The 9,213-nt window shown below is 43.3% G+C and carries 7 protein-coding genes and 1 rRNA gene; all 8 read right to left on the bottom strand.

Annotation, left to right across the window (positions count from 1 at the left end; translation table 11 throughout):
- A 16S ribosomal RNA gene (locus tag JOC95_RS03540) occupies positions 1-60 on the bottom strand; the annotation flags it as partial.
- A gap of 360 nt (positions 61-420) precedes the next feature.
- A complete protein-coding gene (locus JOC95_RS03535; RefSeq protein WP_204413366.1) occupies positions 421-1,491 on the bottom strand; it encodes an HD-GYP domain-containing protein in 1,071 nt (356 codons plus the stop codon).
- A gap of 82 nt (positions 1,492-1,573) precedes the next feature.
- Positions 1,574-4,063 carry a DNA gyrase subunit A gene (gyrA, locus tag JOC95_RS03530; RefSeq protein WP_204413364.1) on the bottom strand — a complete coding sequence of 830 codons (2,490 nt, stop codon included), beginning with the start codon at positions 4,061-4,063 and terminating at the stop codon, positions 1,574-1,576.
- Between the two features lie 116 nt (positions 4,064-4,179).
- Complete coding sequence (gyrB, locus tag JOC95_RS03525; RefSeq protein ID WP_204413464.1) at positions 4,180-6,105, bottom strand: DNA topoisomerase (ATP-hydrolyzing) subunit B; 1,926 nt, start codon at positions 6,103-6,105, stop codon at positions 4,180-4,182.
- A gap of 76 nt (positions 6,106-6,181) precedes the next feature.
- The gene (gene remB / locus JOC95_RS03520) at positions 6,182-6,436 is read right to left on the bottom strand and encodes an extracellular matrix regulator RemB (RefSeq protein ID WP_204413363.1); all 255 of its coding nucleotides are present in this window, start codon (positions 6,434-6,436) and stop codon (positions 6,182-6,184) included.
- Between the two features lie 10 nt (positions 6,437-6,446).
- Positions 6,447-7,568 (bottom strand): DNA replication/repair protein RecF, encoded by a 1,122-nt coding sequence (recF, locus tag JOC95_RS03515; protein ID WP_204413362.1) that lies wholly within the window; start codon positions 7,566-7,568, stop codon positions 6,447-6,449.
- 14 nt (positions 7,569-7,582) lie between these two features.
- Entirely contained in the window at positions 7,583-7,798 is a 216-nt protein-coding gene (gene yaaA / locus JOC95_RS03510) for a S4 domain-containing protein YaaA (RefSeq protein ID WP_239582670.1), read from the bottom strand.
- A gap of 108 nt (positions 7,799-7,906) precedes the next feature.
- A complete protein-coding gene (gene dnaN, locus JOC95_RS03505; RefSeq protein WP_204413361.1) occupies positions 7,907-9,043 on the bottom strand; it encodes a DNA polymerase III subunit beta in 1,137 nt (378 codons plus the stop codon).
- Positions 9,044-9,213: the final 170 nt, after the last annotated feature.

Genomic DNA, 9,213 nt, shown 5'->3' with positions numbered 1-9,213 from the left:
TTGCATGTATTAGGCACGCCGCCAGCGTTCATCCTGAGCCAGGATCAAACTCTCCAATAAAGAGTTTGAGCTTATGCTCAAATGTTGACTAGCTTATGTTACATTTTCGTTCTTTGTTAATCCCTATAAGATTAACGTGGACGCTGTTGTTTTGTTTAGTTTTCAAAGAGCTCTTTCGGTAGAAGCTTTGTTAAAAGCGACCCCTTTAATATAACACAAATCATTATTTTAAGTCAACGTTTTTTTGAAATTCTTTTTTTGAAGAATGTTATTCACAATTACTTGTGTTGCTGACTTGATTGATTATAGCACGGGGTTTGTCCGGTTGCAATTACTTTTTCAATATATGATTAAATTATTTTTAAAGATATAAAAAAGTCACACTTCCGGAATCGGCAGCATGACCTTTTTATGTAATCCCTACTTAATGATCTCTTCTACAAAAAGATCGAGTTCTTGATTTAAGGAGATGAATTGTTCGCTGTTCTCTATTCTCACCATCGGTCTTGTCGGGGTTGCCGGATCGATGAATACCACATCCACGATTTTCCGATTGGAAAGTCTCAGCTTTGCCCCTACGCTGATTCTGCATACGCTGTTTGTCAGAGCTTGGACGACAGCAAGATCATACTTCCCGAAAGTCTCATGCTTGAGCTGCTCGATGACTTTGAATGGTGATTGCTTGCTGCGATACTTCCTTGGAGAGGTCATAGCGTGGAAAACATCGGCAACAGCAAGTATTTTCGTATAATCATGAATCTTATCCTCAGACAGTCCAAAAGGATAGCCGCTTTTATCATAGCGTTCGTGATGCTGCAGGACAGCGAGCTTGATCTCATCTTGAATGACAGGCTGCTTGCTCACCATCTGATAACTGAATATCGGGTGTTCTTTTATCTGATCAAACTCTTCCTTCTTCAATGCGGCTACATTTTTTAGGATTTTCTGGTCGATCCTGGACATTCCGCAATCCATCAGAAAACCTGCAATGCCTACCTGGATGATATCCTTCTTTTTGAATCCCATCGTTTTTGCAATGGAGGCTGCGATGATAGCCACCGCTACAGAGTGATGAAAGACATATTCTTCTTCATTGGTGTAATGGTAGACAGAAAACACTTCTTGTGGAAAGACCAAGGATTTTTCAATCATGGGGATAATGGCCTTTCTTACTTCTGAATAATCGATGGGAGCACCTGATTGCCAGGTTTGATACAGACGCTTATAGCTTTGCGTTGCTTTAAAATACATCTGCAGGAAGGAATCTTCCTTCGGCTTTTCCTCGCGAACAGGTAATAGTTGAGGGTTGAATGGCTGTCCGTTTGAAAGGAATGCTTCGATCTCGACTTCATCTATTAAAAAAAGTTCCAAGATTTCGATATGTTGACTTGTAAGAACTGTTCGTTTCGTAATGATTGGCTTTGTTGTCAGAGATTTTACTTCTTTGGCTAATATACACCCTTCCACCAATTGTTCAGTTTTCACTAGCATACACGCTTTCCTCTCCTTACCTCTTTATACACAAAGAGGAACACATAGAGTGTCCCTCTTTGGATTAGACTATTTGCACTTCTTATTCTTCGACCTCTTCAGCAGGAATTCCTTCTTCGAGATTGGAATCTTCCAATTCTAAATCGTCCGGGCCTTCTTCTTCCTTATCAACCCTTGCTACAGTCGTAACAAATTCGTTCTCGGCTAAACGGATCAATTTTACCCCTTGCGTATTACGGCCCATCTGTGAAATGCCATCGACGGACATGCGTATCAGTACGCCGCTTGCAGTAATAAGCATAAGGTCTTCATCGGTTGTAACTGTCTTAACTGATACGAGTTCTCCATTGCGATCGGTAATGTTACACGTTTTGATTCCTTTACCGCCACGGCTCTGGATGCGGTACTCTTCAGCAGGAGTACGTTTTCCATAACCATTTTTCGTAACGACCAATACATCGAGATTTTCTTCGAGAAGCTCCATGCCGACCACTTCATCGTCATCTGAAATGGTGATTCCTTTTACACCGGTTGCAGTTCTACCCATGGAGCGAACGTCGGTTTCATGGAAACGGATGAGCATACCTTTTTTCGTACCGATGATCATTTCCTTCGTACCATCCGTCATTTTTACGCTGATCAATTCATCATTATCACGGAGGCCGAGTGCGATCAGACCGCCTTTACGGATATTGGCGAATTGAGATAGCGGGGAACGCTTGGAAATCCCGTGCTTTGTAGTAAAGAAGAGATACCAATCATCGACAAACTCCTCTACAGGGATAATGGCATTGACCCATTCCCCTTTTTCCACTTCTAGGAGGTTGATGATCGGGATGCCTTTTGCTGTACGGCTATATTCCGGAATTTCATAACCTTTTGCACGGTATACTTTGCCTTTATTGGTGAAGAATAAAAGCGTATCATGCGTGGAAGTCGTCAATAGATGTTCCACAAAGTCATTTTCATTTGTTCCCATCCCCTGCACTCCACGGCCGCCTCGTCGCTGACTGCGGTAAGTCGAAAGTGGGAGACGCTTGATATAGCCATTATGAGTCAAGGTAATGACGACATTCTGGCGTGGAATCAAATCTTCATCCTCGATTGCTTCAAGGCCACCGACCATGATTTCAGTTCGACGGTTATCATTGAAGCGCTCTTTTACCTCTGTCAGTTCCTCACGGATAATCTCCAATACCTTCTCTTCGTCAGCAAGGATTGCTTTCAGTTCAGCGATTAGCTGCATGAGACCTTGATATTCCTCTTCGATCTTTTCACGTTCTAATCCTGTTAAACGTTGCAGACGCATGTCAAGGATAGCTTGTGCCTGCTTTTCCGATAAGGAGAATTCAGTCATTAAGCCTTCACGGGCAATATCGGCTGTCTGGGAGCTTCTGATCAATGTGATGACCGCATCCAAGTGATCAAGTGCGATACGCAGACCTTCGAGTATATGGGCACGTGCTTCGGCCTTACGGAGTTCGAATGCCGTTCTGCGCTTGATGACTACTTTTTGATGCTCCAGATAGTGGTATAGGCACTGCTTCAGGTTCAATACTTTAGGTTCGCCATTGACAAGGGCCAGCATATTGATACCGAAACTTGTCTGCAAGGACGTCTGTTTGTATAGGTTATTCAAAAGGACGTTCGCATTGGCATCCTTCTTCACTTCCATGACGATTCGCATACCGTTACGGTCTGATTCATCACGCAGATCGGAAATGCCTTCAATCTTCTTGTCACGGACCAGGTCCGCAATTTTTTCAATCAGTCTGGCTTTGTTTACTTGGTAAGGCAATTCATGGACAAGGATGACTTCTCTACCATTCGGCTTTGTTTCGATTTCAACCTTTGCACGGATCGTAATGGAGCCTCTACCTGTTTCATAAGCACGGCGGATGCCGCTTCTGCCAAGTATTTGCCCGGCGGTCGGGAAATCAGGACCAGGGATGATCTCCATCAACTCGGGAATCGTAATCTCAGGATCTCTGCTTACCGCGAGGACCCCGTCAATGATCTCACCAAGTTGGTGCGGGGGAATATTCGTTGCCATCCCAACGGCGATACCGGATGCACCATTCACCAGAAGGTTCGGGAATCTTGCAGGAAGTACAATCGGCTCTCTTTCAGAACCATCGTAGTTATCTTGATAATCAATCGTATCCTTATTGATGTCACGTAGGATCTCCATCGCGATTTTGGACATCCTTGCCTCTGTATAACGCATCGCAGCTGCAGCGTCACCATCGACAGAACCGAAGTTCCCATGGCCATCGATCAGCATATAACGGAAATTGAAATCCTGCGCCATACGCACCATCGTGTCATAAACTGCAGAGTCACCATGCGGATGGTACTTACCGATAACTTCCCCTACGATACGGGCAGATTTTTTATAGGCTTTATCCGATGTCATCCCCAAATCATTCATTGCGTACAAGATCCGTCGATGAACAGGCTTCAAGCCGTCACGAACATCAGGAAGGGCACGGGAAACGATAACGCTCATTGCGTAATCCAGGAAGGACGTTTTCATTTCCTGACTGATATTAATTTCTTTAACTTGAGACATTTATATGAACCTCCTTGCGAAATCCGGTTTCACACCGGATCCGCCCTATGTAACCGGCAGGATAGGCACCCTACCCTGCAAAAATCTATTATTCAAATGGATAAATAAGGAATCTCCTAAATATCCAAGTTTTTCACGTAACGGGCATTATCCTGGATAAAGTTCCTTCTTGGCTCTACTTTATCACCCATCAGGATTTCGAATGTCTCATCCGCTTCGATGGCATCCTGCAGGCTGACCTGCAGCAATGTTCTCGTTACCGGATCCATTGTGGTTTCCCATAATTGCTCCGGATTCATTTCTCCAAGACCCTTGTAACGCTGGATTCCTGGTTTCGGATTCTCCGACATGGTCGCCAACACTTCTTCAAGTTGTCTATCATTATAGGCATATTCAATCTTTTTGCCCTGCTGCACTTTATAAAGTGGCGGCTGGGCTATATAGATATAACCGTGCTCAATGATCTGGCGCATGTAACGGTAGAAGAACGTCAGTAATAGAGTACGGATATGCGCACCATCGACATCCGCATCCGTCATGATCACAATTTTATGATATCTGGCTTTTGCGATATCAAAATCCTCGCCGATACCCGTTCCTAGTGCAGTGATAATCGCACGGATCTCATTGTTGGATAAAATCTTATCCAGTCTTGCTTTTTCTACGTTGATGATTTTTCCTCGCAAAGGCAGGATAGCCTGGAAATGACGGTCACGCCCCTGCTTTGCAGAACCTCCTGCAGAGTCACCCTCTACCACATATAGTTCGCTGATTGATGGATCTTTGGAGGAGCAGTCCGCCAATTTTCCCGGTAAGCTGGAGATTTCAAGGGCGCTCTTTCTCCGAGTCAGCTCCCTTGCTTTTTTCGCAGCCATTCTGGCACGGGAAGCCATCAATCCTTTATCTACGATCTTTCTTGCAGCTGATGGATTTTCCAATAGGAAGCCTTCGAATTTCTCGGTGAAGACAGAGTCCGTCACGGTACGTGCTTCACTGTTTCCGAGCTTCGTTTTCGTTTGTCCTTCAAATTGTGGATCTGGATGTTTGATGGATACGATGGCAGTCAATCCTTCACGGACATCCTCACCTGTAAGGTTTGAGTCTGCGTCTTTAAATATATTATGTTTACGCGCATAGTCGTTGATCACTCGTGTAAGGGCGGTTTTAAAGCCTGATTCATGCGTTCCACCCTCATAGGTATTGATGTTATTGGCAAATGAATAAAGGTTGCTTGTGTAGCTTTCGTTGTACTGAAGGGCCACCTCTATGGAGATGCCGTCCTTTTCACCTTCCACAAACACTACTTCTTCATGGATGACTTCTTTTGTACGGTTCAAATGCTCTACATAAGACGCAATTCCGCCCTCATAGTAGTATTCATTCTTCTTGCCTTCCTCGACTCTCTTGTCTTCAATCGTTATGCGTATCCCCCTGTTAAGGAATGCAAGTTCACGAAGACGGTGTGCCAATGTATCGTAGTCATATTCAAGTGTTTCCGTAAAAATCTCCGAGTCCGGGACAAAGTGAATGATCGTACCGGTAACCTCTGTCTCTCCGATGATTTTCAAATCTTCCTGAGGAACACCCTTTTTGAACTGCTGATAATGAATGCTGCCATCACGGTGAACGTAGATTTCCAAATCGGAAGAAAGTGCATTTACAACAGAAGCACCTACACCATGAAGACCGCCGGAAACTTTATATCCTCCGCCTCCGAATTTTCCACCTGCATGAAGAACGGTCATGATTACCTCAACTGCAGGTCGGCCCATCTTTTCATGGATTCCAACAGGGATACCGCGCCCGTTATCCTTTACAGTGATGCTGTTGTCCTTTTCCACGACGACATTGATCTCTGAACAGTATCCAGCCAATGCTTCATCGATACTGTTATCGACAATTTCCCACACGAGGTGGTGTAATCCTTTTGCACTTGTAGAACCGATATACATACCAGGTCTTTTCCGTACAGCTTCCAATCCTTCAAGTACCTGTATCTGACTCTCATCATACGCATTTTCTTGTATTTCTTTTTGGTCCATCGCCATATCTATCACCTTCACTTTTTATTTCAATCCGGGCATTGCGTACGAGAGTATGACTCTTTATGCTTTGCCGCTATATTTTAAGAAATAGCTCTTCCAGGGAAGCGTCCATTCTTTTCTTTAAGGTTGTAGAGGCTAGAGGAGACAGATAAATTATCTCTTCTGTGATAACTACCGATTTTACATCGTGCTTGCTGATATTCCTGATTGATTGGGCTGCCACTGTCGGCAATGAGCTCTGCCAATCCGTTTTCAACAGTCGCCTGTCCAAGATTGCAATAATATTGGATGCGCGTACCATAACCTCTTCCCCGATATGCAAGTACACTTCCTTCACCTCAGTTCAATTTCTTTAAAGAACCAGAGACTACCTCATAGGTTGCTGCTTGTTTCAGCGTTTTATGGTCTATTCCGTCCACACTTGTCGTTGTGACGAAGGTCTGCACTTTTCCCTGAATCGTATTCAACAAGTGGGATTGTCTATAATCATCTAATTCTGATAACACATCATCCAAGAGTAGAATCGGATATTCGCCGACTACAGAATAGATGAGGTCAATTTCTGCCAACTTTAAAGAAAGGGCTGTAGTCCGTTGTTGTCCTTGCGACCCGAAAGTCTGCACTTCTTTTCCGTTCACATGAAAGATCAGGTCATCCCGATGCGGTCCAAACAGTGTGACGCCTCTTTCAATTTCTCTATCTTTTATTTTATCAAATTTTTCGTTATATGCTTCTATCATTTTCGACAAATTTAAGCTTTCTGATACATGATCAATAGAGGGTTTGTAAATAATCGTCAATTCTTCCAACCCTCTGCTGATGCTGCTATGTATTGGTTGAGCCCATTTTTGCAATAGCTGGATAAACTCCAGGCGTTTGACAGTCACTTTGGCCGCAAGCTCCACCATCTGTTCCGTCAGGACAAAAAGCATGGTTTCGTCTTTTTGCTTTCTGGTCTGGAGCTGCTTCAAATAATGGTTTCTCTGCTGCAAAACCTTTTGATAGCGTGCAAGATCATGCATATAGACAGGGGAAACCTGGCCTAGTTCCATATCGATGAATCTTCGTCTTACCTGCGGACTCCCTTTAACAAGGGACAAATCCTCAGGCGCAAACATGACAATATTCATATTTCCGACATATTGACTCAGCTTTGATTGTTCCAAATGATTGCTTTTTGCCTTTTTCCCTTTTTTTGAAATGACAAGCTGTAATGGCAACGGTCCATTTCTTTTATGTATCCTGCCTTCTATTTTAGCATACTCTTCGTCCCAACTGATAAGATCTTTGTCGTTTGAGGTACGATGCGACTTTGCCATGGCCAGTACATAGATGGATTCCATTACGTTTGTCTTTCCTTGGGCATTCTCCCCCAGGATGACATTCACGCCATTTTCAAATACGGCATCCAAGCTTTGATAATTCCGGTAGTGCCTTAAGGACAACTCTTCAATATACAATATTTTTCACCATCTTAGGACGAAATAATGACAAAGCTTCCGAAGCCGTCGATTTCCACAATATCCTGATCTCTTAATTTTCTTCCTCTTCTATCGTCAAGTTCACCGTTCACTTTAACCTCATACTCTTGAAGGAACCATTTAGCCATGCCGCCTGATTGGATGACATCTGCTAGCTTCAAGAACTGACCGAGTGTAATTATTTCTGTAGAAATTTCAATTTCCTTCATGATTTCGCGCTCACTTTCGTTTTGTCTTTTCCCTTATTGTACTAAAACTTGGGACTATAGAAAAGAAAGCTACCGCGCTTTGACGCAAGTAGCTTTCCGGATCGATGATTAATAGGTTCTTACTGGCAGGATCAGCTGGAGCATGGAATCGTCATGCATCGTCCTGATCAGGAATGGTCGCATTGCCCCTGTGAAATTGATTAGTATTTCATTGCCTTCAAGAGCTTTTAACGCGTCCATCATGTATTTTGCACTAAAGGAGATTTTTAATTCTTCCCCTTCTACGGAGTTACCTTGTACCTGCTCCACTACTTTCCCGACTTCAGGGGAATTGGAGGAGATTTCTAAAGCGCTCTGTTCAAGTGTAGCGAGTTTAACGACATTGTTTCTTCCCTCTCTTGCAAGCAAGGAAGCACGATCGATGGCTTGCAGAAAGTCTTTTGTGGAAACGGTGATATCCGTTTTGCTTTCAGCCGGTATCAAACGGGATGTATCAGGATAGTTCCCATCAAGCAGACGAGAGAAAAATAGGATGTTTTTCGCTTTGAACAGGACTTGATTGTCCGTAATGACAATATCGAGCAGTTCGTTTGTATCATCAAGGATCTTGTTTAACTCGTTCAAGCTTTTACCTGGAATCACTACGTTACAAGCCAGATTATTTTCTGCATCGATTTTTGCCTTGCGCAATGCCAATCTGTGACTATCTGTTGCAATACAGGTCAACTCATGATTTTCGAGCTTCCAGTTTACACCTGTCAAGATAGGGCGTGTTTCTGAGGTGGACACCGCAAAGACTGTTTGTCGAATAATATTTTTTAACAGATCGGTAGGTAGCTTGAATACACTGTCTTCTTCGATTTGAGGAAGATGAGGGTATTCCGCAGCATCCTGGCCATTTAGATTGAATTCGGATTTACCAGATCTGATCGTCGTGACAAACTGGTTCTGAACTTCAAGCTCAACTGTATCCATAGGTAATTTCTTGATGATTTCACTGAAGAAACGAGCTTGCAGGACTACACTTCCAGATGCTTTTACTTCTACATTCTCCGTTCCATCCTCTTCACTAGGGATGAATGATTCGATGGAGATGTCAGAGTCACTCCCTGTAAGGGTTACCCCTTCTTCAGTCGCGACGATCTTGATACCAGTAAGAATGGGAATCGTCGTACGTGATGAAACAGCCTTTAGCACGTCTTGTACACTTTGAACCAACTTGTCTCGTTGGATGATAAATTTCATCGTTATCCTCCTCTAATTGCAGGTCTTTTTATATATATTTATTAATAAAAAAATAGTAGAAGTAATAGTAGGGCCTGTGAATTTGTGGATAAGTGACATTTCTGGATGGCATCACAGTTATTCACATGTGGACAAACTGTTGTTAACCATGTCCCAGTTATACACATAAT

The organism is Sutcliffiella tianshenii (assembly GCF_016908565.1).
Classification (GTDB): Bacteria; Bacillota; Bacilli; order Bacillales; family Bacillaceae_I; genus Sutcliffiella_A; species Sutcliffiella_A tianshenii.
The sequence above is the reverse complement of the archived record's forward strand: the minus strand, read 5'-3'. Positions and strand labels throughout refer to the sequence as shown.

Excerpts from the sequence above, each read along its gene's own strand:
- JOC95_RS03535 (WP_204413366.1), bottom strand. The coding sequence starts at position 1,491 with ATGCTAGTGAAAACTGAACAATTGGTGGAAGGGTGTATATTAGCCAAA.
- gyrA (WP_204413364.1), bottom strand. The coding sequence starts at position 4,063 with ATGTCTCAAGTTAAAGAAATTAATATCAGTCAGGAAATGAAAACGTCC.
- gyrB (WP_204413464.1), bottom strand. The coding sequence starts at position 6,105 with ATGGACCAAAAAGAAATACAAGAAAATGCGTATGATGAGAGTCAGATA.
- yaaA (WP_239582670.1), bottom strand. The coding sequence starts at position 7,798 with ATGAAGGAAATTGAAATTTCTACAGAAATAATTACACTCGGTCAGTTC.
- dnaN (WP_204413361.1), bottom strand. The coding sequence starts at position 9,043 with ATGAAATTTATCATCCAACGAGACAAGTTGGTTCAAAGTGTACAAGAC.